This is a genomic window from Crateriforma conspicua, assembly GCF_007752935.1.
Taxonomy (GTDB): domain Bacteria; phylum Planctomycetota; class Planctomycetia; order Pirellulales; family Pirellulaceae; genus Crateriforma; species Crateriforma conspicua.
In genome coordinates this window covers 2,544,221-2,570,619 of sequence record NZ_CP036319.1, presented here as the reverse complement: position 1 = coordinate 2,570,619, position 26,399 = coordinate 2,544,221, and the positions used below count along the sequence as shown (strand labels likewise).

The window sequence follows — 26,399 nt, the reverse complement described above, 5'->3', positions numbered from 1 at the left end:
CCAATCTTGTCGATCCGAAAGGCGAAAACGATTGCGAAAACTAAATCGGTGGGGGAATCCGTCGGGACGGGCGGTCCGCCACTCCGGGCGGTGGCGGCCAGACCAATGGGTTGCCAAGTCTAAGGGGTCGGCCGATCGCGATAAACGTGCTCACCCGCCGACGCCGGGCTCATTTTTGAAAACTTCGCCCACGTGATCCTCCAGATCGCTTGGTCTGGACTGACGGGGCGCCCAAAATGGATCTTGTGAACTTCCAACCTTTTCCCCAACGCTGCATGACCTGCGACACGCAGTTTCGTGTCACCCGCCCAGACCTGGTCGGGATGATCGTTGCGTGTCCCAATTGTGGTTCGATGATGCAAATCGAACCGCCCGCCGGTACTCCGGATCCCCCGGGTTCGCCCGGTCAACCGCCACTTGCCGATCAGCCCGCCATCGCGGTCGGCCGACACAGCGTCGACAGCGACGCGATCACCGAAGCCAGTTCGATCGTCACCGGCGACCGCAGCGGACCGCCACCCGTTGTCGATCCCGACGCACCCCGATTCGAAGTCGATGACTCCATCCCGACGGATGCCACCGCAAATACCGAATCATCAGCACCGCCTGTACCAATCGGCTGGGAAAATCCAGACACGACCCGGCGGCGACAAATGGTTTTGGTCGGCGTGTTGGCAGCGACGGGCCTGTGCATCGCTGCATTGCTGTTCGTGATCTTCGTGCGGTCTTGGCAAAAAGACGAAACCGCACAAACCACGACTCCGGATCCCGCGACACAGCAGACGCCCAACGACGATACCGCGAACGATTCGCCGGCCAGCGACGACAACCGGCCTCTGGCATCCGGCGACGCCGACGACCAAGCGGATCCCAACCAAGTAGATCCCAGCCAAGACGAGCCCGGTCCCGCCCTGCCGGATGCACAAGCGTCGGACGGCGGTGATGCCGATCCAACCGAATCGACTGATCAAGCACCAGAGCCCGCGGAGGATTCGCCGCCGACCGACGACGACACGGGCGGTCCGTCGATGATCCCAGACGACCTGACCCGCGACCCGGACACATCTGGCTTGGACAGCTTGATACCAAAGAATCCTCTTTCGCCTGAAGCGCCACCCGAAGACGCCGATTCGGACGGTCCAGTCGTCGTACCACGCGGCGATGACGCGGATTCAGAATCCTCCGGCGGCCCGGCCGACTTGACCGGGCTGGATTCCTTCAAGCCGTTCTTGATGGACCTTTCGGCACCTGCGCCCGATGCGCCGCCGGCACTGCAAACGCCCGTCGATCGCAACCAAGCAATGCTGGACCGCCCGGCGGATGTCGACTTGGACCCGATGATGGTGGCAAACCCGCCCAGCGCCGTGGACCTGACGCGTTCGATGTCGATCGAATTCGCGCTCGCTCGGCCACCGACGTATCCGATGGCGGACTACGTCATGCTGATCAGCCAGCTGACGGGCGTGCCCATCGAAATCGACTGGGTGTCGTTTGACGTCGCCGGCATCGATGTTCGCCGCCCGATCAAGACGATCAGTCGCCCCGTCGCCGCGTCGGAACACTTCGCCTCGATCGCATCCCAATCCGAGGCGATGACGCAAGAAGACGAAGCGTTGTTGCGTCTGACGGTCAGCGACGAAGCGTTCGAATCCGCCGTCGCGCCGATCACGTCAACCGACGATTTTGGTTCGGGCCAAGCATCGGCCGATGAAGTCTTGGCAGAATTCCTGGCAGACCCAAATGAGGTTTCGGAGCCGGAGGCAAACGAAGACGAACCGCTGGTTGCACCGGAGGACCGCATGGTCTGGGTGCGACGCCGCAGCAACCGACAGCTTGCGGCCTTTGCGACCGATGCGCTCCGGCGAATGCGTTCGATTGCCCCCAAAGTCCCCGGCGAAGTCTTCGCACGCTGGGCATCAGACCAGTCGACGCCCAACGCCGACTTTGCTTGGCGCATCCTGGATGACGGACAAACCGGCCCTCAATCGCCCACAGCTATGCCGATCGCCCAGTGGTTGGCGGGAACGGCACGACGTAACGACGCATCCGTTCTGGTCCACTGGACCGACGCCGGCCGACGACAAATGTCGCCGCAACAATTGGTGCTGCCGCACGCGGGCGACGGATTCACCGAAATGGTCCGAACAACCTTGGGGCCGTTCAACATGCGAATCCGTCAAGTCAGTCCGTCGTACTGGTGGGTCGGCCCCGATGCACGTTACGACCGATTGCCGATCGTGATCTGGACCGCACCCCTAACCGAAGCTCAACAAAGCCGACTGATTTCCCAGTTGGACGCCGTCATGTCGGACTCCAGTCGCGATGTTTATCGGCGAATCGTCGATCCGGATAGCGGACGCATGTTGCTGATGCTGCCGCGGTTCCTGGCACGCCAATGGGGCAAGTTTGTCGAGCCCTAAGGCATCGTCATCGTCGGTGCCGGAGTTTGTGTTGTAGTCCGCACCGAGCGAGCGTCTTCAATGCCTAGTAACCTGAGGCGTAAGTTTTCAAGCTGCGCTTATCTGGTAACCCGACGCGTGAGCGAGGCGATGCCAACATCATTTTTTCCTCGCTCACGCTTCGGGTTACCAAAAAAGTCAATGCCTCGGGTAAAAGCGGAACTTCAAAACTGACGCGTCGGATTGCCATTTGTCGCAAAACTCCTGTCCGCCTGCTGAGCGAAAGGAGTGACGGCAAGAGCATCCAACGCCGCCTTGCCGGATCTGCGCTGGGGCTAGATCCGGCCTGCGGATAGCACGCGCTACTTTTGCGGAGCAAAAGGCGACTTTGCAGGCCGCACGGCGAGTGCTTTCGAGAAGCGGATCGCGACTATTTGCCGGTTTCGCCGCGTGCGTGCTTGGCCAACGTTTCCATATACTTCTTCTTGCCTTCTTCGACCGTTGCGCGAATGGCTCGAGTGCTTTCTTCGCTTTCCTTTCGCAATTCCGCGATCATCTCCAGCGATTCGACTTGGAAACCGCTGATCGCATCGACCAGCTTTTGGACGCTTTTCGGATCGATCGTGCTGCCGTAACCGGCCTTCAACGCCGCACGTTCCAATTCGCGTCCGAGATCCGCGATGTCTTCCAAACCTTTGTTGACGCCTTCCTTCATCGCTTCGGTCGCCTGAGTCACCTCGTGCAAACCATGCTGACTGGTGTAAACGGTTCCCAGAATCGTGAAGACGTGTTCGTTGGTGGTGAAGAAAGTCACCGCACGACGATAAACGCGTTCCTTGACGTCGTGCGTCTGTTTCAGCTTGGTGATCAACGTTTCGCCGACGTCGTAACCGATCTCCAGGTTCTCAGCGATGTCCTTCAGCAATTGATACGTTTCATCTTCGTCTTCGTACTTCTGCCGTGCTTCATCGCGGCGCAGTTCCAGTTGGCTCTTCTCGGCTTCTTCGGTGCCGTTGTATTCGTCCAAAGCCTTTTGGGTCGAAGCCAACGCATTCTTGGCGTCTTCAAGCACCGGAACCTGCTTGTCCAAAATCTCGCGTGCCAACACTTCCGCTTCCTTCAAAGCAAAGCGAAAGTCGATGTAGGCATCCATGATCTGTTCTTCTTTGCCCAACGCATCTTTGGTGTCTTTGGCGACATCCGTGTAGACCTCCGCAATTTTCTCAAAGCGGTCACTGGGGGTGCCACGGCGCAGCTTCATCCACCAATTGGAAATCTTTTCGGTGCCGCTGATTTTGCCATCATCCAACTGGCCGATCAGACGCTTACTGTCTTCGCGAACCGAATCGAACATCTGGGTGATTTCCATGTAGCGGTTACCGACCTGGATCGACTCCACATTCTCGCGGACCATCGCGTTGAAACTGCCCATGTGCTTGATCACATCGGCGATCGCCAAGACCTTGGCTTCATCCAAGTGCCGCACACTTTCCAACAGGCTGATCAATTCCTGGGGTGCCGATGCACGATCTTCACCGCCGAATTTCTTGAGCGTGTCCAATGCACGATCCAAATACTCGCGCATCGAACGCGTTTCATCGACGCCGGACGTTTGGTTGGCCGGTGCGGAAGCTTGGGCTTGTGACATGACTGTGTTTTCCGTGCTTACTGCAAAGTGAAGAAGGAACGTGAAGAAGGAAGATGCGAAAGTTGCGTCCGCGTGAATAGTATCCGTGATCCGATCGAATCCGTCCCGCCAGGATGGCTTCAAGTTAGCGCTTCGGCGCGACAGAAGCAAGAAGCGGACACAGCGGGACGACGTCGGCGAAAGCTAGGCAGCCCAACGCCGTTTTCGTAACATTCGGGCACGCGCGGCCTAAGTCTTGGGGATCCGATTCGAAAACCGACGGGGCGTCAGAGTTTTCCCCAGCCCGCCAGCATCATCGCCACCATTGCTGTCTTGCCGATCGCATCATCGCCGTTTGTAGGGATTGTGAACCAATATGTCAGACGTCCGAACCGCCCAGGCACAACAGCCGGCACCGTCGGGGCGCAATTCCCAGGCACATCCGGCGGAAAATTTGACGCTGGAAGAAACCTTGCGGGTCATGGATGTCGCACGCGAACTGCGTGACCGCCGGCAAACCGCCGAGGAAATGTTTCGCCGCGATGAGGTCCGCCAAAAGCTACGCGAAAAACTGATGAAAACCGCGCGGCTTTCGGGCGACAATTTGACCGAAGCGGAATTGGATACCGCGATCCAGCAATACATGGATCGGCTGCACACCTATCAAGATCCCGCGCCAGGGATGAACCGATTCTTGGCCCACCTTTGGGTCCGCCGACAGCAAGTCGCCTGGACTTTGGCCACGATCGCCGCCGCAGCCGGCGGCCTGTGGTTCTGGTTCGGTTGACCGACCGATCCCAATCCACCGGCGACACCGCCACCTTTTCTGCATCCGCCAAAGCCTTCACTGATTCGCCCGCCATGCCTTTGACCGGCCCCCAAGTCCACCAACAACTGCTGACCGCCCAGGCCGGACAACAAAACCGGTTGCAGCAAGCTCGGCAACAAATCCAAAACGCGGACCAACGGCGTGAACAACTGGAACAGCAACGCGACCACACGATGGTCGAACTGGCGGAGTACTTTTTGCCGGAACTGACCCCGGACGCGGTACGCACGACGTGGCAGGAAATTCGCCCGACGATCAACGAGATACTGCACCGCAAGGAACAGGCGGTCGATGATCTGCGACAACAACTGGACCAGATCGCATTGCAGCATGGACACGCCGAGCAAACGCTGACCGAATGGAATGCCCAACATGACTTGATCGAAGAAGAAATCGAGTCACTGGCGGCCACCATCGAATCGCGTTTGGCCGCCGACCCAAAGTTTGCACAACTGTCCGAACAGGCCGCTCGCGCCGAAGCCGCTTTGGAACGAGCCGAAGACAACCTGAACGAGGCCGATCAGGACGCCGTCCGAAAACTGCCCGCCTACGAAGAAAGCGATCTTTTCACATACCTGAAGGATCGCGACTTCGGCACCGGACAATACAAACCACGCGGCATGACGCGCCGCATCGATCGTTGGCTGGCCAAGCTGATCGGATACCAGCAAGCGAAACGAAACTATGACTTTCTAAAGTCCACGCCTGAATCAATGCGGCAAATCATTGCAGAGGATCGCGCCGCACTGGACACCGTGATGGCGGAACTGGAACGCATGCGCGACGACTTGGCCCGCGAACTGGGCGCCGATGCACTGAAGGTCCGACGTGAACAAATCACCGCCGAACGCAACCAAGCGACCGACACGTTGAACAAGCTGGATCAACAGAGCGAACAGATCCAACGCGACTTGAACGCTCTGGCGGATCGACACTGTGATTATTACCAAAAAGCGATCGCGGCCTTTCGCGGGATGATCGAACGCAGCGACACGCGGGCACTGCAGCAACGCGCCCGCCAAACGGTTTCGTTGACCGACGACCAAATCATCGCCCGAATGAACGGCTTGGAATCGGAGATCGGACAACTGGACGCAACCGTGGCCGGCTGGCGAAACCAGATTTCGACTCATCAACAAATCTTCGAAGCGATCGGACGACTGATCCAGCGTTTTCGCAGTGCGGGATTCGCCAGCGGGCGATGCCTGTTTGCCGACTCGCTGGACGTCTTGGGATCTTTGGCCCGCGCCGACGATACGTACGACGTCGAAGCGGTGTGGGACCAGATTCGGCGAACGCAAAGCTGGGGCCCGTCGACGATGGACCGCATCACCGAAGTCGCCACGCACCCGATGACCCAAGTCTTGTTGAACGCGATGGCATCTGCGGCCGGTGCCGCCCTACAAGAACACGCACGTCGCGCCGGGCATCGTCGGAACCGACATTACCCGCGACGCCCCTGGTGATTCGGGATCGGCCCGTGATCAGCAGCGGGCATTCGATTCCGCCCCTTACTGCCCCAGCACCGAACGCTGCATGGTCGTCAATTCGCCGATGCCTTTTTTGGCCAGCCGAATCAGCCCCGCCAGTTGTTCGTCATCAAACGTGGCTTCTTCACCGGTCCCTTGAATCTCCACGAACCGACCGCTGCCGGTCATGATGACGTTCATGTCGACATCGGCGGCGCTGTCCAGTTCGTAATCCAAGTCCAGTTTCAGTTCATCGCCGATCACCCCCACACTGATCGCGGCGACGCTGTCCAACAGCGGTCCGTTTCCAATCGTTGAACCGGGGATGATGGATGCCACCGCATCGGCCAAAGCGATGAACCCGCCGGTGATCGAAGCGGTCCGCGTGCCGCCGTCGGCCTGCAGCACGTCACAATCGACTGTGATCATCTGTTCGCCCAACGCATTCAAATCGATGATCGAGCGCAAACTGCGACCGATCAATCGCTGAATCTCGGTTGTCCGGCCATCGACCTTGCTGCGGTCGCGACGTTTTCGCGGACTGGTGCTGCCGGGCAGCATGTTGTATTCGGCCGTTACCCATCCCTTGCCCTTGCCTTCCAACCACGGTGGCACGGACGGTTCGACCGACGCGGCACACAACACGACCGTATCACCGCTGCTGTACAGCACGCTGGCCGGACAGGATTTCAAATAGCCGCGTTCGATTTTGACTTCGCGGATCTGATCGGATGGACGGGTGACATAATCGGTCGACATGGACAACTCAGGTGCAAAGTTTCGTATCAAAGAAGATCGCATGCGTCGGCAAAGCGTGCGAACCACACATCGGGAACACTATTCAGGAACGTTCTCGCCGACCCAATGCGGGTTCAACAGCCAAGCCAGCAAGCCTTTTTGCGCGTGCATCCGATTGCCCGCTTGTTCGATCACGCGGCTTTGCGGACCATCGATCACATCGTCGGTAATTTCTTCGCCTCGCACGGCCGGCAAACAGTGCAACACGATTGCCGTTTCCGGCGCGTGCTTCATCAAATCTGAATTGACCTGATAGTCCGCAAAATCCTTGCGACGTTGGGCCGATTCGGCTTCCTGGCCCATGCTGGTCCAGACATCGGTGTAGATCGCGTCGGCGGTGGAAACCGCGGCAATCGGATCGGTGGTCTGGTTCAGCTTTGCGTCGGGGTAACGTTCGCTGATCTTTGACATCCAGGGCTGGTCAAGCTCGTATCCGTTGGGACACGCCAGCGTGAACTTCATTCCCAGCATCGCACAAATCAGTGCCAGCGACCGGCTGACGTTGTTGCCATCACCGACGAACACCAAGTGGTTTTCGGTCAGGGGGCGATCGGCAAATTCGCCTTCGATGGTCAAGACGTCGGCCATCGCTTGGCACGGGTGCGCCAAATCGGTCAAACCGTTGATCACCGGCACACAGTCGTATTTCGCAAGTGTGGCGGCGGTGTCATGAGAAAACGAACGACACACGACGCCATCGACGAACTGGCCAAGCACGCGGGTGAAGTCCGATGGGGCTTCGCGTTTGCCAAAGCCAACGTCGTCACCCAAAAACAAACTGCTGCCGCCAAGCTGCGCCATGCCGGATTCAAAACTGACGCGTGTCCGCAAGCTGGGCTTTTCAAAAATCAACGCCAGAACGCGATGCTGAAGTACCGCAGGTCGTTGACCTCCGGCGTGCATTTTCTTCAGCACACGTGCCGCACTTAAAATGCGATTCAGTTCGTGCGAGTTCAGATCAAACAGGGTCAGCAGGTGTCGCATGATTCGCTTTCACATCATTGACGATTCAATCGGTTGTCCGTCTCAACCAAGGTCGACGGTTTCACTTTCCAACGCTTCCATTGCCGCCGTCATCCGTGACAACAATTCATCCCAATCACTTTCCGACGCGGTCGGTGGCAATTGCAGCCGCACCCAACCACCGCCGGTTGATTCCAAAATCAGTCCGCGTTGCAACGCGGCCGCGACCACTTCGTCGCCGGGGATATCCGACTGGATGGCCAAATTCGTCCCCAGATACTGGATATCGCGTACAAATTCAAAGCCGCCCACTTTTTCGGCCAACGCGGTGGCCATCGTGCGTCCCGGCAGATCAGCATCTTCGTCGCGTCGCCCGTCCCAAGCGGCGATGGTGGCCGACAGAACCTTGGCCGCCAAAATTGTGCCAGGCATCAACGTGACCTTGGCGTGCGAGGGATCCGCTGGTTGATCGCCCAGTCGCAACCACAGCCCGCCGGGTAAACCGCCGAACAATCCCGCCGACCACAAGAAATCCGTTGCAGGTGTGACCTGAATCGCGTCCAAGCTGAACGGGCCACCGGTTCCGCCGAAAACCAAACGGCTTTCGTCCACCACAAAACGGACATCCTGGCGGGCACAAAGTTCGCTGACGGTTTCCAACCAAGATTCCGAAAGCGATGCCATGCCGGCATCCACATCGGCCGGCTGGACAACCACACAGGCCACCGTTTCGTCCAACCGTTGGGCCAAGGCATCCACGTCATCGGCCGGCACATACACCACGCCGGGCACCAATGGTCCAAAACCTTCGTGCATTTCCGGTCGCCCACTGATGGTTCGCGCCAACGTGGTCACGCCATGTTCGCTGCCGACAAGACTGAGAATTTGAAATCGAGAATCCGAATGGGTTCGGGCATCCCAAACCGCAGCCTCCAAGGCCAAATCACGACACGGGCACAACGTCGCCGACTGCAGAAACTGTTCGGTTCCCTCGCGACTGCCGGTGAACGGTCGCGATCGCACCAATCGGTCCAATCGACCAAACAGTTCTTCCGCCAATTCCGGTTGCCCGACCTCGTTGTTCAACGAACAGGCATCGCCCAGATACCGCTGATGCGCACCACTGATTGCATCAGAGACGACGGGATCGCCCAAGCCCAGCGTACTGACACGACCGCACACCGCGTCGATGACCGCGGACTGATCGTCACGCAATCGCCACAACCCGCCATATTGTTGGCCATCGGACATCGCTGGACTTCCTTCCATCGTGATACGCCGTGCGAAAAAGCTATGCCGAACCGGTGGGCTGGCCCGCCGACTTTGGGTCTTTCACGATCTGTGTCCCCACACCGTCGGTCGTGTAGATTTCCAGCAACAAACTGTGGCGCAGTTTACCGTCGATGATGTGGATCTTTCCGACGCCACGGCCCAGCGTATCCAAGCACGCTTCGACTTTGGGAATCATGCCGCTGGCAATCACACCTTCGCTGATCAGCCGGTTGGCTTCGGATACATTCAACGAATGGATCACGGTTTCCGGATCGTCTTTGTCGCGCCGGACGCCGTTGACGTCGGATAGGAACACCAGCTTTTCCGCACCCAAGGCCTGGGCGACGGCCATTGCCGCGGTGTCCGCGTTGACGTTGTACTGGGCCCCATCGTCGCCCTGGCACATCGACGGGATGATCGGCACCTGGTCGGTGTACGACAGCCCTTCGATGACTTGACGGTCGACCCGAGTGACATGGCCGACAAACCCAAGATCCTCGCCGTCCTCGGGGACCAGTTTTTCACCAAACAAAACGTTGGTCGTTTCGAACGATAGATTCATCGCGCGACCACCCAGCCGTTCGATTTCGTCGGTCAACAAACGATTGACGTCACCGGCCAGCACGCGTTTGACGATTTCCAAAGTCGGGGCATCGGTGATCCGTCGACCTCGGCTGAACTTGGCTTCGATCCCCGCGTCGGACAGTGCTTGATTGATCGCTTTGCCGCCGCCATGCACCACCACCGGACGCATGCCGACGGTTTCCATGAAGATCACGTCCAGCAAAATGTGGTGCAGCGCCGTACGGTCTTCCAACAGGCTGCCGCCCAGCTTGATGACCGTCGTTTTCCCGCGGAACCGACGGATCCATCCCATCGCTTCCAAAAGGGTGTCCGCTTTTGCGATCGCTTGGTCCAACCGGCTATCTCCACAGGCTCGGTCCTGGCAAACTGGTCGCACGGCGGTCCGCCGATCCAACGTCCAGCCGCCACAGGGTGGCCGAAAGGAAAAACCGAGTAGTGTAGGTGCCCCGCCGGACGTCGGCCACCCGGCTTTGCCACCACCCCCGCAAGGACCATCGATTGCCATGACCGAAAATTCCAATGCCAGCCAACCGCTTCCCCCGCTGTGCCTGATCGGTGGCGGCCAGATGGGTCGCGCCATCGTCGGAGGGCTGATCCACGCGGGAACCATCCGCCCAGACGACTTGGTCGTCGTGGATCCCAGTGCCCAATGTCGCCAATGGTGGTCCGACCAGCATCCGTCGGCCAAGTGTCACGCGTCGGTCCAGACAGTGGAAACCATGCCACCAATCGTTCTGTTGGCCGTCAAACCGCCGATCATGCAACGGGTCGCCCAGTCCGCCCCCAAGCAATGGGCCGGCCGATTGCTGGTCAGCGTGGCGGCTGGGATCACTCTGAATTCAATGCAAACCTGGTTCGGTCACGATCGTGTGATCCGTGTGATGCCCAACACGCCCTGCTTGGTCGGCCAAGGCGCCAGCGCATTTTGCGCGGCGGCCGGGGCGACCGACGAAGACCAAGGACACGTCAAAACCATGCTGGAAGCGGTCGGCATCGCGATCGCCGTTGATGAAAAACAGATGAATGCCGTCACCGGTCTCAGCGGATCCGGCCCGGCATACGTCTTCACCATCATCGAAGGCTTGGCCGACGGCGGCGTCCTGGCGGGGTTGCCGCGTGACTTGGCGATGCAGTTGGCCGTGCAAACGGTTCTGGGTGCGGCAACGATGTTGAAAGAAACCGGACAGCACCCGGGACAACTGAAAGACGCCGTGGCCAGCCCGGCCGGAACCACGATCACGGGGCTGAATACGCTGGAACGCCGCGCCGTTCGGGCCGCAATGGCCGACGCCGTCGCCGCCGCCAAACAGCGCGGCGATGAACTGGGCTAAGACGATCGGAATCGTTCAATCCGATCCGCAATTGGCGAACCGCCACCGAAGGATTCGACCAGCGAGAATCCTGTATCGGTTTTGCGGTACACACCGCCGTCGACCGGGCTGCCCGCGTCACCATTGGAACCGGTAACCAAGAATCCCTTGTCCGACAATCCGTCATAGAAGTTTGCCAAGATCACGTCGAATTGGTCGTCGCTGAAATAAGACGGGTTCAGCACGTTCATCGCCCGAACACAGTCGACGTTCTGCGGCATCGGCCCGGTCATGTCGTGTTGCGACAACTGGAATCGCGCGTCGGTATGATCCAGACGCACCGCCTCCGGTGCAAACAATTGGATGGCACGACCGGCGATCTGATGCCGTCGATACTTTTCGGCCAGTGGTTCGGCCACATACCGCTGGACCCACGATCGGACCAGGTGGTTGATCGGATAATGCCGGTAACTGTCACGCTTGATGCAATTGAAGACGAACGGCGGATAAACGATTTCCAATAACTCGCCGGCTTCGGTAACGGTCACCGTGCAACGACTTTCCACCAGCACCCAGACGGTGGGCTGAAAATCGCTGGCCATGTATTCGACACTGGGAAACGACTTGACCAGCGTTTGAAACCAATCGACCGACGTCCGGGCATCGCTGACGCCGACATCGTGAATCCGCAACGATCGACCGTCCCACGATTCCTTCAGCCGCGATGTCACACGCCGGTCAAAGTCATCGAACCGACCGGCATACGTTCGCTTGAAGGCGCCGCATTGATCGGAAAAGCGATCCAGAATCCTCTCGGCCCAAGGTTCCAGTCCCGGAGATTCACAAACCGCCGGATACAGCGTCACCGAGATATTCATTGGCTCGCCACGAAGTCGCGTCGTCGCGTCGCCACGAAGATCATCGATTCGATAGATGCCAGTCTTCCACATGTCGGATCCGCAAACCGTATTCGTTCAAGCGATCCGCTTGCCAAAGTACCACCATTCAACCGCTAACAAGCCCAGCATGACCAACAACGCGATCCGCCAATACTCCTGACGCTGCTGAACCGTGTTGTCCACGGCTTCGACCGCACGGTACCCCAATTCGATTTCGGGTTTGGCAGCGATCCTGCTTTCAGTGCGATCGAACAAATTGATCGAAAACAACGACAACACGCGATCGTCACCACGCACCAGATAGTTTCCGGGTTGATCCGTATCGACGACTTCTAAGAAACCGGTCTCCGATGGTTGAATCGTTTTTGCCGTTTCCGATTCGCGTCCCACGGTGACTTCGTCCACCGCGTTTTCCAGACGCAATCGCACCGTTTGACCCGTCGGATGTGAAGGCGCGCCGCCCGCTTCGGCCGCGCCGGCCAGATAACGCAGCACGTTCAGAATAAACACGGGCCACGATCGTTCGGCATACCAATTCGTGTTGGCCACCGTCGCGCCGTCATCGTCTTGCGACACCACTTCGAATCCCAACACCAGATCCTGGTAACCATCACGCGGTGCGATCGTCAGCACGGGTCCCGCGTCCCCTTCGACCAAAACCGCCGAACCATCCGGGCCGTCCAACGCACGCCCTTGAAAGATCAGCAGCGAAAACAAATCCACAAACCGCAACAGCGGATGCGATCGATCCACATCGACCAAGACCACAGGTTGCGGATCACCACGCCAGGACCATTCGCCCGGCGGCAACGCACCGATGAAAAACGTGTTGGTCGCCGGCAACGTATCGGGACGACAGCGATCGAAGATCACCAGGTCGTCAACGCCCGCCAACATGCGTTTTTCAAAGGATTCGGATTCCAAGAAATCGGGACTGACGACATCAGCCGTACAAATCTTGGCCGCCTTTTCGGTCGCCAACGCTAATTCCAACGGTTCATTTCCCGGCGTGACCACCAACACGCGGACCGAACGGATCGGCGACAGCCCCGCATAAGCGACATTGTCCAGGTCCAACTGGTCCTTGCGATCGATCCGCAGCAGCATCGTCGTCGCTTCATCAGCGGCAAACGCGAACGATATCCCCGTTTGTTCCGACGCACCGACATCCAACGCTTGCGCGTCAACCAAGTCGTCCCCGATCATCAGCGAAACCGTGGTCGACACATCCACGGTTCCGGCATTTGCGATCGTCGCAAACGCTTGCACCTGAGTCGGATCTTCGACGTTGCGCTGAGCACTGAACGCGATGATCGCCAAGTTATCGACTTCGCCGGTCCCGACCGCATGGTATTCCGGCGTCAGATTCCCCAGATCGAATTCCGTCACCGGATTGAATCCGCCGTCACTGTACAACTTCAACGTTGCCGGCATCGCGTCGGCGACCTGGACATCGTTGACGTCCCCCATTTCGCTGCTGCGTCGCGGATTGGCCAAACCATCGGCCGCTCGCAACGCGGACAACACATCGGTCGAGCGATTGCTGACTTCCGATCGCTGCAACGCGTCACGCAGCCGCCGCCGGTCGGACGTGAAGGACTGCATCACTTCGGCACGATCGTCAAACGTGATCAGCATCGCCGAATCCTGGTCGGTCATCGCGTCGATCTGCCCGCCGATCATTTCCTTGGCCGCTTCGAACCGCGTGTTGCCCTCCAAATCAGTCGCCTGCATGCTGGCCGAACTGTCCAGAAGAAACACCATCCGGTCCAACGATTCGGATTGCCCACGCAGCCCCGGACGAAACAAGGCAATCGCGGCCAGAGCGACGACCAGCAGTTGAGCCAATAACAACAAGCTGCGACGCAGCCGCTGCAACAGACTGTTGACGTGCAAGTCTTCGATCGTCCGCATCCACAAATAAGTGCTGGGGACTTCCACCGGTTCACGGCGCAACTTCAGAAAATACAGCAGTACGATGCCGATCGGCACGGCGGCCAACAGGCCCCAAAGCCAAGGCGACTGCAGCGCGGGGATCCAAGTCATTCGTTCGCCCTTTTACCTTCCGTACGCGTCACCGCTACACGCCACTTACCGCACCACGCCACGCTTGCGAAGATAATTCGTCACTACGACGTCGACCGGTGTTTCGGTCGCAACCGGAATGTAGGCGATCGACCGGCGACTGCAGAACGACTTCACACCGTCGATGAAGGCGTGAACCGTTTCCCGGTACCTTTCCAAGACGAATGAATTGATGGTGATCTCGGTTTGATCGCCGTCTTCGATATCAATCAGTCGGCGGTCGCCCCGCAACGGTGGGTCCAATTCCTCCGGCGACAAAACGTGCATCACAAAGACGTCCATCCGGCGTCCGACCAGCATCCGCAGGGCCGATTCGTAACCGGTCTTGTCCATCATGTCCGTGATCAAGACGCAAATGCCCGAACCGGAATGCCGAATCGAAAAGTCCTTCACGCCGTCATGCAACGTGACGTTGTGACCGCCGTCGACCGATTCCAGATACTGCAACATTCGCCACAAATTGGATCGGCCGCGTAGCACCGGCGCCGATCGGCCGGGCGGCCCCAATGCGGACACACACACGCGGTCGGCACGACACAGTCCGATGTAGCCCAATGCCGCGGCCAACTGTTTGGCCACACGCAGTTTGGACGGCTTGCCGAATTCCATCGACCCGCTGCAATCGACCAACGCGTAAAAGTGCAGGTCTTCCTCTTCTTGGAACAGCTTCAAGAACAGCTGATCCAGTCGCGCGTACAAGTTCCAATCGATCAAACGCAAATCGTCGCCGGGAACGTAATTGCGAAAGTCGGCGAATTCGACACTCTGGCCTTTCCGCCGGCTGCGTCGTTCGCCTTTGATGTTGCCTCGAAAAACCTTCCGCGACACCAACTCCAGACGCTCCAACCGGGCCAACAAGTCGGGCGTCAGCAAAGGCTCGGACTCGGCCACCGCACTACTCAATCGTCATGCTCCCAGATCGTCGTGCATTCATGTGGCGAGGTTGCCGAACCCATCGCACGCCGCAAGGGGCGGCCGAGCGATGACGTTGTCAATCGAACAATTCCATCGCCGCGTGCATCGGAAACGTGTCGGCGTATTGGCGGAATCGTGTCACCTTGCCGTCTTCGATGTCGAACACGTGAGCAAACACGGCTTCCATCGGCTTTCCCGTCAAGCTGTGCACGCCACGGTACGTGCCCAGCACGATCACATGATGGTCGGCGTCGATGACTTCGTCCATCGTAGCCGAAAACGAATTCCATTCCCCGTGCAATGCGTGCATGACCTTTTCGATCACTTCGTCCCGCCCGCGATGATGCCCACCGCCGGGAAACCCCTTGCACTGAATCCATTGAACGTCGGGGGCCAGCAACTCTCGTGCGGCATCGTCGTTTTGTGTCGAGAAGCTGGCGTACACCTTTTCGACGACTTTTAATCCTGTGCTCATGTTACCACCTGCGAATAATTCGCATCACGCAAACGGGACATCCCTGATGACAATCACGACCGCGGGTCGCCCACCCACGGCGAAACATCAATATACGCGATCGACTGTTGACAATGGTGCCTCTCGGCCGCGTCCGCGACAAATTGATGGATGCGTCGGTGTGGCTTGAATCATCGGATTCGATTCACCGCATCGTTCGTCACCTTGCGGTTGCCGCAGCTTTTCAAGGTCGCAGTTTCTCACGGCCACATCGTCCCACGCCCGCGGCGACCTCCGGCGGTGATACCAACGATGCTGCGTTCATCTCCGCTGCGTTTTTATCCGCTGCGAACACGCCAGCGGATTTGATGAAAAGTTGATTTGTGACGGCCACGACTGCCATTGCCGGAACACCACTTGCTCGACCTCGCCGGCATCGTCGAACGGCGCTCAATGGATGTCGTTCGGTTCCCTTTTTCCTTAGCTTCCATTTACTGACGAGGTGACTCATGACTTCGATGGGACGAAGTCTGGCCATGTTCGCAACCGTCGTGGCAACGGCGACCGCTATCCAGGCCCAAAACAACGAATCCTCCATGCGTACCGGCGACGGATTGATCGCCGTGCACACATCGTGGCCCGAAGAAGTCCGCGTGGGTGATTCTTTTTCATACACCGTGGACGTTGAAAACGTTTCCGACAATGTGACCTTGCATGCCATCAAGTTGGCGCAGAAAAACATGCAAGGCGTCAGCATTGATTCGGTTGCCATGCAAGGCGACAAAGCCGATCAACCATCTGGCGACCAAGCATCCGGCAACCAGTCTTCGCAAGACAAGTCGAAGAAACAGAACAACCAACGATCGAACAAGAACAACACTCTGTCGATCGCGACGTTGAAGCCCGGCGAAACCAAGACCTTCGACATTCAGGCGACCGCGGACAAACAGGGCGAACTACGCAGCTGTTTGGAAATCGTCGACTACAAGCCGGCGATGTGTGTGACCGCGCGTGCCGTCAAACCGCAATTGGAGCTGACCAAAGTCGCCCCCAAGACCGCGAATCGGTGCAACACGATCGAATTGGAATACGCCTTGAAGAACGGCGGAACCGGCGACGTCGGCCCAATCACGATCACCGATTCGCTAGGCAAAGGCTTGGCAACGATCGATGGCGAAAGCGAGCTTAAATTCGACATCGATGGTCTGAAAGCCGGCGACACTCGGCGCTTCGTCGCTCGGGTTTACGCGTCGAAAACGGGCGAATTCAGCAGTCGTGCGACCGCCAAGGCCGACGACACCGATTTGAAGTCACGCAGCCAAAAGACGACGACCAAAGTTGTCGCCGCCGACTTGGCCGCCAATGTCGATGGCCCCAATCGTCTGTACGGCGACGAACTGGCTCAATTCACCGCCACGATCACCAACCGCGGTGATGCGACGGCCGAAGACGTCCGCGTAAAAGTGATGTGGCCGCAAGACGCCAACCTGGTCGATCTGAGCGATCCGCAAATGAATCGTGCCAAGAAGCAGAACAACAACGGCAACGAATCGAAGTCGAACCAAAACGGTTCTTCCGACACCGGTTCAAACAACAACGAATCGTCGAACAACCGCGATCAAAACGCCCAGATGGCCGATCGCACGCTGACGATTGACCGATTGGAACCCGGCCAATCCGCCACGTTCGACTATGCCATTCGCCCCGGCGAACTGGACAGCGTGATGACCAAAGTCGTCGCCACGAATGTTTGTACCGTTGACGCCGCCGAAGACCAAGACAATGCCACCTCGCGTGCATCGTCGACTGCCACCGCGAATACCAAGATTGTGCGTCTGGCTGCTCTGCAATTGACCGTCGTGGACGACGAAGATCCGGTCAAGAAGGGCGACGAAGTGGTTTACACCATTCGCGTTTGGAACGAAGGCGATGCGCCCGATCAAAATGTGAAGCTGTCGGCTCGATTGCCCGAGCAACTCTCCTTCGTCCAAGCCGATGGGCCGACGGAAGTGAAGTCCGAAGGCAACCACGTCGTCTTTCAACCGATCGAAACGCTGAAGCCCGGTGATGAAGTCACCTACACTGTGACCGCCAAGGGCGACGGGAATGGCCCGACTCAAATGCAAGCCGAACTGGTCAGCAATGAATTGGACGGTCGGATCCGCGCAGAAGAACCGACGCGTATCTTTCAACGCTAATCCCACTGAATGAACTTGATCAAACCCTTCGTTTGGTCGATCCGACAACGGGCCCACCGGCAACCTGACCGGCGGGCCCGTTTTTTTTGGTATCACATGTGCACCACGGGCAGTCGAATCGGTCATCGCTGGAACGTTCAGGCCATGTCGATCTTGAAAACCGCTTGCGAAAGCGAATCGTGTCCATCGCTCCAAAAACATGCCCAAAATCGAATTTCCCACGACCGGTCTGATTCTGATACCTGGATTCATGTCACCCGCCTGGATGATGCGTCCGCTGCACCGGGCACTGCGTGACAGATTCGCGACCACCGTGCTGTTCGACTATCCCCGCGTGTTTTCGAATCTGTCAAAGACCGTCGGGCAACTACGAGATCGAATCGACGCCGGACCAGTCGATCGCTGGGTCTTGGTCACTCATTCCTTTGGCGACTGGGTGGCACGTGCTGCTCTGGCATGTCGCGACCATTCCGAATCGCCCAAGGTGATCAAGGCTGTGTCCATCGCACCGGTCATCGATGCCGTTCCGATGGCACGACGGGTGCGACCACTGTTGGGTCGATTCAGCCAGGAAATCCGCATCATGTCGGACCGCCAAGCAGTGCAATCGGATTATCCGCCGAACGTCCAGCGGATCGTTCTGTGGACGCGTTGGGAATGGCTGATGAAGGCCCCGCCGAGTGATTTGCATGAGCTGAAAACGATCAATGCAACGCACAACTCGGTGTTATTTCAACCGGCGGGTATCGCGGCGGTACGCGGGGCCATTCAAGAATTGTGTGGCACATCGACCGCCGTCCAGGGAATCGCGGCAACCGTGTGAAGCGCACGAACAAATGCAATGGGATCAGGGCTGAAACGGCGTCGCCGACCGTTGCCTGTCACGTGCGGTGGCCGCTTCGATTCGAGACAGGTGCTGCGTCGACATCAGACCTTGATCAATCAAACGCCGCGCGGCGTCGATGCTGTCTTTGATCAGGTACATCGGTACGCCCAATTCATCGCAGCGACGAACGTGCACATCGACCTTTTCATCATGATGGCTGATCTGATCAGGATCCACATCACGAATCAAGATGGCGGCAATGCGATCCGGATGCTCGGCGGCGATCTCGGCATACAGTCTGGCGTCTTCCTGTCCAGAGTCACCAATCAGGATGAAAGGCAAATCGGGATAGTCGTTCATCAACCGCAACGCTTTGACCTTTTTGTGGTCATGACCTGACTTGATGAACTTGTCACGGTCGATTCCCAGATCTCGCAATAACAGCGGACCGGCGGGAATGGAATTCAACTCCAAGAAGTCCGATAACAAGTCGTGTAAGTTCCAAGGCGAACTGGACACGTAAAAGATCGGGTTGATCGGGTCGACGTCAAACTGGTCATCGCCTTGCAACCACTGGTAAAGCCCGGCCACGCCATCCAGCGGTGCTCGAGTTCGCGCATTGCCAAAAAACGTCAACTTGGCCATGGTCATCAGGCTGGTCGCACCGGTGTGCAAAATCGTATCGTCGACGTCGCTGACCACCGCAAAACGTGCCGATGGTGGCACCGTGACGAAGGGGCAAACAACGGGTGAAACGACACCCGAGCTCCGTGAACCTTCGATCCGCAACACCGCGGATGACCAATACGGAATCGGCCCGGCGGATTCGCCGACGCGTGGAACTTCCAGATGGAAATAGCCTTCCCGGTCGCTGGTCGCCCGAGCATCTTGATCACCAACATTGGCACGAACGACCACGCCAGGGACTTCGTCGGATGCAAACCGACGCACGGCGTCCAGCATGTTGTCCCACCAGCGGTCATTGCGAAAATCGGGATCCAGCGGCGGGTTCCGCAGCACACGCCCGCTCAAGTGAATCGATTGCCGGGTCGCGTGCCCCAGATAGGGATAAAGCTGTGGCGTTCCGGGTCTGCCATATCGTTTGCGAAGCTTACGAAGTCCGGCGTCAAACGCGTCATCGACGTCCGATGCCAGATGACGCGCCCACTGGTGAAAGGAATCCTGCCAATGTGCTTGCGGTTGATCCATTGCGATGGTGTGTGATGATCCAGGGTTCAACAAATGAAAGTCAGTGCATTCTAAAAAAGCAAACCCCATTCCAACCCTTGACGGGCAATCGACGGATCCAAAAAACGCTGAACGCGAGAAGCCATCGACCTTTGGTCTCACCCGTCATCCGGTTTAGGCTCGCACCAACATCTGCAGCACGATCGATCCCATCAGCGACACGTGCGTGATGAACAGGATGAAATAGTGCCCCAGTCGAGCATGGAAACGGATCACCACCACGCCGAACAACAAGTGCACCGCCGTCGTGATGAAAGGCAACCACGCGGCTTGATGAATGGAGCTTTCCAAGAACTGGCCCGACAGCATGGCCGTCAAAATTCCGGGCATCGCAAGACTGGCCAAAACAGTCCACGGAAACTCATTAATCAAAGCCGCATCGGTGTACACCCAAACAAAGGGCAACATCATCCCCAGAACCAACACCGCCAGTTCGGGACGGACCATGCGACGTCGCCACAAACTGAATCCCCACGCCGACCACGCACCGATGCAAACCACCACGGTCGTTGCCAACGGGATCTTCTGGCATCCGACGATCACCGCAGCAACAACCAAGGGCACCATCAACAGCCACCGCAATCCATAGCGTGCTTGTCCCAATTCCGATCTGCCCGACGTGCCGCCACTGCAAACCGATGAATCGCCATCAAGCCGAAATGCACCGGGCCAATAGCGACCGGCGACGAAACATAGAACGCTGGAAATGCTCCAGCTGGCCAGCGGAATGATCCAAAGCAAATGGGACTGGTCGCTTTGGTCCGATTCCGTCCAGTCGTAAAACCCCGGAATCGATAGCCCACAACCGGTCAGCACCACCGCCGATGCGATCACAAAGGGCTTCGCGTTTCGTCCAGACGTCGTCCACATGTTTGGAAAGATCCTGCCGCGTCAGAAGCGCGGCGCGATTCGGCGAAAATCCCTGAACACTCTTCCTCGCCCCGACTAAACGATGCGGGCGTACAGCAACGAAACACGCCCCGGCCCCCCGCCAAGCAACTTGGGCAGACCACGCAGACTGGACAAGCCACCCGACACAGCGGACTCAAGCCGCCGCGATCCGGCGTCCGATAACGCCCACGGGAATGCCACCAAACATTGACGGGGCTGTGATGAGGATCGATCAATCGGCGACCGGGTTTGTGACCTTTGATCAACGGCGACGCACCAACGACCATCTGGTCCAAAACGTGTTCGACCAAGTGTTGGAAGCCGCCGGGCGCGACGGCTACGCCAGCGCGGAAACGCCGGACGCGATCGACGGGCAGACACCGGGGATCGCCGAAGCCTGGGACCAGTGGTACCGCAACGAATCGCTGGGACGGTACCGACAAACCGAAAACCGACAGCAACTCGGCCAGACTTTTGCGAACGTCATGGTCCAAGCGTCGGAGTCGGCAGGCTATGTCGATCCGATCGGCTTTCTGAACCAACTGTCCGATGACCAGATGGAAGCGGTCCGCCAGATTCATGCGCTGGCCGAACCGATTCGCGTGTCATCGTTAAGCGAAGAAGGCGCACTGAACCTGCTGTTACCGCCGGCCGCACAGATCGACCTGGACAACGACGGGCTGACCGAATCCGGCAAGGCATACGGCATTCGCTTTCCAGACAGCCAGACGCCACTGGATGTCGTCACCGCGTGGGAAAACGCGACCGCGGACATGGACGAAAGCGAACGCATGATGCACATGCTGCACATGAAGTTGCCGGTGCTGACGTCCAATGCCGTGGTGAAACCGGACGGCACGTTTTCGCATTTTCGCCAGCCCGGCGATCCCGATTGGATCAACCCGATGGCCAGCGAAGACTATTCGTATCGCGGGGCGACCGAAGACATGATCGATTACCTGAACGCCTTTCGCAGCCAGATCCCGTCGGACCGCTTTCAGCGCGACATGGCGTTCTGGCAATCATTTCGATCGGAACTGATCACCGCAGGCGTCGACTGAATCATTTCTTCCGTTTCGGTTTGACCGCATCGCTGGGCAACCACTCGGCCAAGTCCTTCTTGACCGAATCAAACGCCGGATCGTTTGCCAGGTTCTTCCACTCATAAGGATCGGCAACGCTGTCGTACAATTCTTCATCACCGTTGGCATAGCGAATGTAGCGATGTTGTTGCGTCCGCACGGTGTGGTTTTCATACCCATGCGTGGTGATCGCGGGGTAACCCCAGGATGCGGACGGATCTTCCAACAGCGGCGTGATGTCGTACCCGCTGACGTGCCCGGGCTTGGGGATCCCGGCCAATTGACACAACGTCGGATAGACGCTCATGAGGTCAACCGTGCGTTCGCATCGGGTCGCCGGCTTGGTCATTCCGGGAACGACCCAAATCATCGGCGTTCGCGTCGGTTCTTCCCAAAGCGCGAACTTACGCCAGTGTTCCTTTTCGCCGAACGACCAACCATGGTCGGTCCACAGCACGACGATGGTGTTGTCCCGCTCAGGACTTTTTTCAAACGCATCAAGTAGACGGCCCAGATTCATATCGGTATAGGCACAAGTCGCCAGATACGATTGAATGGCGGCTTTCCAACGACCGCTCTTTAAAAACTTTGCATGATCCCCGTTGCGTGCCATCTTCACGGCCGCGGGCGGCAGGTCATCCAAGTCGTCTTCGCGGTGCGGCGGCAACTGGATCGATTCCAAAGGGAACGCATCGTAGTACTTTCGCGGAACCACGAACGGCAAGTGAGGCTTGTACAAACCCAACGCCAAAAAGAATGGCTGGTCGTCATCACGGTCCAAACGATCGATGATGTAGTTGGTGCTGTGCCAATCGATCAGGTCGTCGTCTTTCAAGTTCGGATGGATTTTGTCGACGTGGTACCCGTCCATCTTATCGACGTTCGGGCCGTTCAGCGTGAACCCGCTCTTGGACATGTATTCGGTCCACTCGGACTCGTGATAGTCCATGCTGTGATAAATTTTGCCAGCACCGGCGACATAATAGCCGGCCTTTAGAAACTGAGCCGACAAGCCATCACCGGCCGGTTGGTGTGTTTTCCATTTATCGCCATTCTTATAACACCCGGTCACCCACGGACGGCGGCCCCCCATCAAAGCGCACCGCGACGGTTCGCATGCGGGCACTGCACAGTAAGCCTGTGTGAACGCGGTGCCCATCTTGGCCAATCGATCAAAGTTGGGCGTTTGTGCCTGTGGGTTGCGTCCCATGAAGGTCAGCCAATGATTCAAATCATCGACCGCGATCATCAACACGTTGGGCCGCTGTGCGTTATCCGCCGTCGCACTGTTGGCGAACATGCAGATCAGCGTCAGCGACACGATCGCCGCAAACAAGAAACGTCGCATCATGGAAAGGTCCTTCAATAAGGCCATGGGAGGTGGGAATGTGGCAGTGGTGGGCGGGATGGCCGGCCTTCATCAGCTTGCACAAGCGTGACGGTCGCGACCGCGCGATCATCTTAGTCCGTCGACGATCGGGCCGAAACAAGCGGGACGACCACGACAGACGACGACCACGACTGACAGGGTGCATCGCTTCACCGCGACGGCCACCGTTTCAATACGTTGCCGTCGGTGTCTTCCAAACGCAAGTCTTTGATTTCGACACGCCCCGGGCCTTCGCACAAGTCGACTCGAATTCCGATCACCTGTGTTTCGGATCCCGCATCGGATTCCAATCGGACCGTGAGATCATGCCATTGTTGATCGTGAACGACATCGATGGGCAACCGTTTCCCGCTGGGCAGCTTCGTGGCTTGGTCGCGTGTCCAAAACACATGACCTTGGCCGCTGGAATCGCTGCGGACGGTCATCCGCAGCACAAACGGCCCGACGCGCTGGCCGATGCCCACCCGGTCGATCGCCAAACCCGGATCATCCCCGCGGCACTGCATCACCACGACGCCGTCTTCTAACGTGATCGTCGTTCCGACGCGTGCACGTACGCCATCAACTTCGCTGACGCGTGATTTGCCCGATGGTTTGCTTCTGCCTTTTTGCTTGGTCGCCTTTGCGGCACTTGTTTTGCCTTCACCGCCGGATGTATCTCCCAGTGACCGGTACACCGGTTCGTTCCCCGCGCTGCGCAGTTTCGAATTCATCGAATCGGGAAACCAGTCATCCCACCGCGATTGTAGTTCCGCGACTTTGTCTGGCATGCTGGACGCCAAGTCATTGGTCTCGGTGCGGTCATGCCGAAGATCGAACAGCTGCCAGGGGCGACTCCAATCCGAAGCCAGCTTCCAATCCCCGGCGATGATTGCGCGGTGATCGAACAAGTGAAAATAGAGTGCGTCGTGTGGACGCCGTTGCTTTCCCTGAAAGATCGGCACCAGCGACTTGCCCGGCAACGGACGCAGCGGCTGACCGTCCGCCTGTTGCGGCCATCGACCACCGCTGACGTCGATCAGCGTGGCCATCAGATCAATGATGTGTCCCGGTTGATCGGTGATGCTGCCGGGCGTGGCCGTCATGCCGGCCGGCCAGTGCGCAATCAACGGCGTGCAACTGCCCCCATTGAAAACATTTCGTTTGTAGTGACGAAACGGCGTGTTGCTCAGGTGGGCCCAACCGGCACCATACTCCCATGCCGAATCACCGTCAGGCGGCGTCCCACGACGGCCACGATCGTATGGCGAGGCACCGTTGTCGCTTAAGAATAGAACCAGTGTGTTGTCCAGTTGATCGCTTTCACGCAAGTGATCCACCACACGTCCGATGGCTTGGTCCATTCGATCGACCATCGCGGCATAGGTGCTGAACCGCAGGTCTTCAAAGTCCTGGTCTTCCGCAGACAGTTCATCCCACGCCGGAATCGTGTGCGGTCGCCGCGGCAAAGACCATTCGTTTCGCACCAGCCCCATTTGCAGTTGCCGTCGGTGTCGATCCCGACGCAATTGATCCCAACCGGTTTTGTATTTTCCGCGATAGCGTGCAACATCATCGGGCCAAGCCTGCAGCGGACCATGCGGTGCATTGAACGCTAGATAGACAAAGAACGGCTGGTCGGGATTGTCTAGGCGGGCCTTTTGGATGAACTCGATCGCATAATCAGCGTTGGCGTCGGTCGTATAGAAGCGATCATCCTTGGGCTGAAACGGTTGGTCATACAACCGGTGCGATGGATGACCTTTGAAGTAATTGCTGGCGCCGCTCAGATGTCCAAAGTAATGGTCGAAACCTCGATCGACGGGGTTGCCAATCAAGTGCCATTTGCCGACCGCGATCGTCGAATAACCTTGCGCCCGCATGGCCTGTCCCATGGTTAGCCCGGTTTGGATGCCCAACCCACAATCGTGCCAATATTGGCCACTGACAAGCGATGCACGCGTGGGTTCGCACTTATGTGAATTGTAGAAACGGGCGAACCGCAAACCGTTCTTGGCAAGTTGATCCAGGCGCGGCGTTTGGATCTCGCCGCCATAACATCCGAGATCCGAATAGCCCAAGTCGTCGGCCAAGATCAGCACGACATTGGGACGCTGCGTCACCGTGTCCGCGGACGCCAACCCGGTGCCGAAGAAAAGACAGACCGATACTGCAGGCATCGATCGATGAATGGACCCGAGCATCTTGGAATTGCATCCCGATCAATGGGCGGCCGAACGCTGTCCCGCATGGAACAGAACTGAAGCGGTCGCCCATTGTATCGGAACCGATGATGCAACACGGATCGCGGATCGACACGTGCTCGGAGACACGCGTTTCGCATCTATCCGGCGACGCTACCAAGTCTATCCGGCGACGCTGCCGGCAACCGCGACGGACGGCATGGCCGTGCAGCCAAAGGCCGGTTCGGTCGACTGGACCTGACAATCGTGTTCATGTCTTGCCAACGTGATCAACATCACGTCCGGCAACGTGTCCACACCCAACTGACGCAGCATGTTGACCAGTTGCGCGGACGTGTACTGGGCGTGCGTACAGACGTGCATCAAAACGTCGGCGCGAGGACATGCGTGACGCGTCCCGTTGTGCGAACTGGTGCTGACCTTGATCACGGGACGCTGCAGGTCATCGTCGGTCAGCCCGGCCAGATAGTCCGCCCAACGTCGGTCCAGATCGTTCCAACGATGCCTCAGGTCGGCCAAGTTTTCGACCGCTCCGTCGCCTTGCTGGTTTCCCGGCAAGCGTCCGCGAACGTCTCCCGGCATCACGGGATCTTCGTTCCCCTGCAAAGCTTCCAACCAAACGTATTCCGCGGCCATCAAATGGACCAACGTTTTCCAAATGCTTCCCTGACCGATCGACAGCGAGGTGTGCAATCGTACTTCGGCGACTTGGCCGACCGAGGCCAACAGTTGTTGATTGGTCCAAGTTCGATGCTGATGCAACCTGCGTATCAAGTCGATGGTGGTCATTTCAGTGGGTGCCACATGGGCGTTGAAGGGATGCGTGTGATGACTGGCAACTGAGACAGTTTGTCACGCATCGATGTTCGGCCCTTTGGACGACTTTGTCACAGAATATTCGCGGCACCTCGCCGATCGCATTCGATGTTGCCTCTTTCTGGTAACCCGACGCGTCAGCGCGGAAAAAATGATGTTG

21 protein-coding genes are annotated in these 26,399 nt (G+C 58.1%); 7 read left to right on the top strand and 14 right to left on the bottom strand.

Annotated elements, in window-relative coordinates:
* Window positions 1–275: 275 nt before the first annotated feature.
* The gene (locus tag Mal65_RS09925; RefSeq protein ID WP_165701182.1) at window positions 276–2,420 is read left to right on the top strand and encodes a hypothetical protein; all 2,145 of its coding nucleotides are present in this window, start codon (window positions 276–278) and stop codon (window positions 2,418–2,420) included.
* Window positions 2,421–2,829: 409 nt separating this feature from the next.
* Here the strand turns inward: Mal65_RS09925 and Mal65_RS09920 are convergent, their stop codons facing one another.
* The gene (locus tag Mal65_RS09920; RefSeq protein ID WP_145296693.1) at window positions 2,830–4,047 is read right to left on the bottom strand and encodes an RLV_5639 family protein; all 1,218 of its coding nucleotides are present in this window, start codon (window positions 4,045–4,047) and stop codon (window positions 2,830–2,832) included.
* Between the two features lie 355 nt (window positions 4,048–4,402).
* Between Mal65_RS09920 and Mal65_RS09915 the strand changes: the two genes are divergently transcribed.
* Both Mal65_RS09915 and Mal65_RS09910 read left to right on the top strand, forming a co-directional pair.
* Window positions 4,403–4,813 (top strand): DUF6384 family protein, encoded by a 411-nt coding sequence (locus tag Mal65_RS09915; RefSeq protein WP_145296691.1) that lies wholly within the window; start codon window positions 4,403–4,405, stop codon window positions 4,811–4,813.
* The gene (locus tag Mal65_RS09910; RefSeq protein WP_196784733.1) at window positions 4,810–6,321 is read left to right on the top strand and encodes a coiled-coil domain-containing protein; all 1,512 of its coding nucleotides are present in this window, start codon (window positions 4,810–4,812) and stop codon (window positions 6,319–6,321) included. The genes Mal65_RS09915 and Mal65_RS09910 overlap by 4 nt, the downstream gene beginning before the upstream one ends.
* A 45-nt stretch (window positions 6,322–6,366) precedes the next feature.
* Here Mal65_RS09910 and rph read toward each other — a convergent pair whose 3' ends face one another.
* The 4 genes from rph to argB form a co-directional block, all read right to left on the bottom strand.
* A complete protein-coding gene (gene rph / locus Mal65_RS09905; RefSeq protein WP_145304815.1) occupies window positions 6,367–7,089 on the bottom strand; it encodes a ribonuclease PH in 723 nt (240 codons plus the stop codon).
* A gap of 72 nt (window positions 7,090–7,161) precedes the next feature.
* Entirely contained in the window at window positions 7,162–8,106 is a 945-nt protein-coding gene (gene argF, locus Mal65_RS09900) for an ornithine carbamoyltransferase (RefSeq protein WP_145296689.1), read from the bottom strand.
* A 42-nt stretch (window positions 8,107–8,148) separates the two neighbouring features.
* The gene (locus Mal65_RS09895; protein ID WP_165701181.1) at window positions 8,149–9,336 is read right to left on the bottom strand and encodes an aminotransferase class III-fold pyridoxal phosphate-dependent enzyme; all 1,188 of its coding nucleotides are present in this window, start codon (window positions 9,334–9,336) and stop codon (window positions 8,149–8,151) included.
* A 40-nt stretch (window positions 9,337–9,376) separates the two neighbouring features.
* Window positions 9,377–10,276 carry an acetylglutamate kinase gene (gene argB, locus Mal65_RS09890; protein ID WP_145304814.1) on the bottom strand — a complete coding sequence of 300 codons (900 nt, stop codon included), beginning with the start codon at window positions 10,274–10,276 and terminating at the stop codon, window positions 9,377–9,379.
* A 169-nt stretch (window positions 10,277–10,445) separates the two neighbouring features.
* On the opposite strand from argB, the gene proC reads away from it, so the two are divergent.
* On the top strand, window positions 10,446–11,273 hold the full coding sequence (gene proC / locus Mal65_RS09885; protein WP_145296685.1) for a pyrroline-5-carboxylate reductase: 828 nt from the start codon (window positions 10,446–10,448) through the stop codon (window positions 11,271–11,273).
* On the opposite strand, the gene Mal65_RS09880 is transcribed toward proC, so the two are convergent.
* From Mal65_RS09880 to Mal65_RS09865, 4 genes are all read right to left on the bottom strand, one after another.
* Window positions 11,270–12,202, bottom strand: a complete 933-nt coding sequence (locus Mal65_RS09880; RefSeq protein WP_145296683.1) for a hypothetical protein — start codon at window positions 12,200–12,202, stop codon at window positions 11,270–11,272. The two genes, proC and Mal65_RS09880, sit on opposite strands and share 4 nt — an antisense overlap.
* A gap of 24 nt (window positions 12,203–12,226) precedes the next feature.
* Window positions 12,227–14,197, bottom strand: coding sequence for a vWA domain-containing protein (locus Mal65_RS09875; protein ID WP_145296682.1), 1,971 nt, complete (start codon window positions 14,195–14,197; stop codon window positions 12,227–12,229).
* Window positions 14,198–14,242: 45 nt separating this feature from the next.
* On the bottom strand, window positions 14,243–15,139 hold the full coding sequence (locus tag Mal65_RS09870) for a DUF58 domain-containing protein (protein WP_196784731.1): 897 nt from the start codon (window positions 15,137–15,139) through the stop codon (window positions 14,243–14,245).
* An 88-nt stretch (window positions 15,140–15,227) separates the two neighbouring features.
* Window positions 15,228–15,626 carry a nuclear transport factor 2 family protein gene (locus tag Mal65_RS09865; protein ID WP_145296680.1) on the bottom strand — a complete coding sequence of 133 codons (399 nt, stop codon included), beginning with the start codon at window positions 15,624–15,626 and terminating at the stop codon, window positions 15,228–15,230.
* 488 nt (window positions 15,627–16,114) lie between these two features.
* Between Mal65_RS09865 and Mal65_RS09860 the strand changes: the two genes are divergently transcribed.
* Complete coding sequence (locus Mal65_RS09860; protein ID WP_196784730.1) at window positions 16,115–17,803, top strand: COG1361 family protein; 1,689 nt, start codon at window positions 16,115–16,117, stop codon at window positions 17,801–17,803.
* A 199-nt stretch (window positions 17,804–18,002) separates the two neighbouring features.
* Window positions 18,003–18,626, top strand: coding sequence for an esterase/lipase family protein (locus Mal65_RS09855; protein ID WP_145296676.1), 624 nt, complete (start codon window positions 18,003–18,005; stop codon window positions 18,624–18,626).
* Window positions 18,627–18,650: 24 nt separating this feature from the next.
* Here Mal65_RS09855 and Mal65_RS09850 read toward each other — a convergent pair whose 3' ends face one another.
* Both Mal65_RS09850 and Mal65_RS09845 read right to left on the bottom strand, forming a co-directional pair.
* On the bottom strand, window positions 18,651–19,838 hold the full coding sequence (locus Mal65_RS09850) for an App1 family protein phosphatidate phosphatase (RefSeq protein ID WP_145296674.1): 1,188 nt from the start codon (window positions 19,836–19,838) through the stop codon (window positions 18,651–18,653).
* A 153-nt stretch (window positions 19,839–19,991) separates the two neighbouring features.
* Window positions 19,992–20,747 (bottom strand): hypothetical protein, encoded by a 756-nt coding sequence (locus Mal65_RS09845; protein ID WP_145296672.1) that lies wholly within the window; start codon window positions 20,745–20,747, stop codon window positions 19,992–19,994.
* Window positions 20,748–20,989: 242 nt separating this feature from the next.
* Here Mal65_RS09845 and Mal65_RS09840 point away from each other — a divergent pair, with 242 nt between their 5' ends.
* Window positions 20,990–21,829 (top strand): hypothetical protein, encoded by an 840-nt coding sequence (locus Mal65_RS09840; RefSeq protein ID WP_145296670.1) that lies wholly within the window; start codon window positions 20,990–20,992, stop codon window positions 21,827–21,829.
* Between the two features lies 1 nt (window position 21,830).
* On the opposite strand, the gene Mal65_RS09835 is transcribed toward Mal65_RS09840, so the two are convergent.
* From Mal65_RS09835 to Mal65_RS09825, 3 genes are all read right to left on the bottom strand, one after another.
* On the bottom strand, window positions 21,831–23,150 hold the full coding sequence (locus Mal65_RS09835) for a sulfatase (protein ID WP_390621844.1): 1,320 nt from the start codon (window positions 23,148–23,150) through the stop codon (window positions 21,831–21,833).
* A gap of 239 nt (window positions 23,151–23,389) precedes the next feature.
* Window positions 23,390–25,399 (bottom strand): arylsulfatase, encoded by a 2,010-nt coding sequence (locus Mal65_RS09830; RefSeq protein ID WP_165701180.1) that lies wholly within the window; start codon window positions 25,397–25,399, stop codon window positions 23,390–23,392.
* A gap of 186 nt (window positions 25,400–25,585) precedes the next feature.
* The gene (locus tag Mal65_RS09825; RefSeq protein WP_145296666.1) at window positions 25,586–26,212 is read right to left on the bottom strand and encodes a DinB family protein; all 627 of its coding nucleotides are present in this window, start codon (window positions 26,210–26,212) and stop codon (window positions 25,586–25,588) included.
* Window positions 26,213–26,399 lie beyond the last annotated feature (187 nt).

Bases quoted from the DNA above. Each gene is read 5' to 3' on its own strand.
- Mal65_RS09880 (WP_145296683.1), bottom strand. From the start codon at position 12,202: ATGTGGAAGACTGGCATCTATCGAATCGATGATCTTCGTGGCGACGCG.
- Mal65_RS09825 (WP_145296666.1), bottom strand. From the start codon at position 26,212: ATGACCACCATCGACTTGATACGCAGGTTGCATCAGCATCGAACTTGG.
- Mal65_RS09915 (WP_145296691.1), top strand. From the start codon at position 4,403: ATGTCAGACGTCCGAACCGCCCAGGCACAACAGCCGGCACCGTCGGGG.
- Mal65_RS09840 (WP_145296670.1), top strand. From the start codon at position 20,990: ATGAGGATCGATCAATCGGCGACCGGGTTTGTGACCTTTGATCAACGG.
- Mal65_RS09860 (WP_196784730.1), top strand. From the start codon at position 16,115: ATGACTTCGATGGGACGAAGTCTGGCCATGTTCGCAACCGTCGTGGCA.
- Mal65_RS09895 (WP_165701181.1), bottom strand. From the start codon at position 9,336: ATGTCCGATGGCCAACAATATGGCGGGTTGTGGCGATTGCGTGACGAT.
- Mal65_RS09830 (WP_165701180.1), bottom strand. From the start codon at position 25,399: ATGCCTGCAGTATCGGTCTGTCTTTTCTTCGGCACCGGGTTGGCGTCC.
- Mal65_RS09875 (WP_145296682.1), bottom strand. From the start codon at position 14,197: ATGACTTGGATCCCCGCGCTGCAGTCGCCTTGGCTTTGGGGCCTGTTG.
- argF (WP_145296689.1), bottom strand. From the start codon at position 8,106: ATGCGACACCTGCTGACCCTGTTTGATCTGAACTCGCACGAACTGAAT.
- Mal65_RS09865 (WP_145296680.1), bottom strand. From the start codon at position 15,626: ATGAGCACAGGATTAAAAGTCGTCGAAAAGGTGTACGCCAGCTTCTCG.
- Mal65_RS09835 (WP_390621844.1), bottom strand. From the start codon at position 23,150: ATGTTCGCCAACAGTGCGACGGCGGATAACGCACAGCGGCCCAACGTG.
- Mal65_RS09855 (WP_145296676.1), top strand. From the start codon at position 18,003: ATGCCCAAAATCGAATTTCCCACGACCGGTCTGATTCTGATACCTGGA.
- Mal65_RS09920 (WP_145296693.1), bottom strand. From the start codon at position 4,047: ATGTCACAAGCCCAAGCTTCCGCACCGGCCAACCAAACGTCCGGCGTC.
- proC (WP_145296685.1), top strand. From the start codon at position 10,446: ATGACCGAAAATTCCAATGCCAGCCAACCGCTTCCCCCGCTGTGCCTG.
- Mal65_RS09925 (WP_165701182.1), top strand. From the start codon at position 276: ATGACCTGCGACACGCAGTTTCGTGTCACCCGCCCAGACCTGGTCGGG.
- Mal65_RS09850 (WP_145296674.1), bottom strand. From the start codon at position 19,838: ATGGATCAACCGCAAGCACATTGGCAGGATTCCTTTCACCAGTGGGCG.
- Mal65_RS09845 (WP_145296672.1), bottom strand. From the start codon at position 20,747: ATGTGGACGACGTCTGGACGAAACGCGAAGCCCTTTGTGATCGCATCG.